General features: G+C 54.1%; 1 protein-coding gene. It reads right to left on the bottom strand.

The window, feature by feature from the left end; all coding sequences use genetic code 11:
• Positions 1-371 (bottom strand): amidohydrolase family protein (locus NE664_14260; GenBank protein ID MCQ4727799.1); only part of this gene is annotated, 371 nt, incomplete at its 3' end.
• Between the last annotated feature and the right edge of the window lie 65 nt (positions 372-436).

The raw sequence follows: 436 nt of genomic DNA, 5'->3' as shown, positions 1-436 counted from the left end.
CCGGTCTTTTTCCCCTCCTCGAGAACGTACCGGAGCGTCTCCACATTATCCACCGGCGGCTTCGTATTCGCCATACAGACAACCGTCGTAAAACCGCCTTTTGCCGCAGCGGCAGCGCCGGTATGAATATCTTCTTTATACGTAAGTCCCGGATCCCGGAAATGGACGTGTACATCCACAAGTCCCGGCGCCGCAACAAGTCCCCGGCCGTCGATGACCGTATCAAATTTATCCTCCGGCTCCGCGCACTCTCCAACGCGAAGAATGGTTCCGTCCGAAACAGCGATGTCCCCAATCCTGTCGAGTCCATTTCCCGGACTCACAATCCGGACATTTTTTATCAGCATCCTCATGCCGTACCTCCTTATCATGAGCACTCCGCCCAGCCATTTACCGGCTTCACAGACTGCCCTGTTTCTCTTCTTTTTTCGAAAAC

Origin of the sequence: Anaerotignum faecicola (assembly GCA_024460105.1) — a bacterium.
Lineage (GTDB): Bacteria > Bacillota > Clostridia > Lachnospirales > Anaerotignaceae > JANFXS01.
The sequence above is the reverse complement of the archived record's forward strand: the minus strand, read 5'-3'. Positions and strand labels throughout refer to the sequence as shown.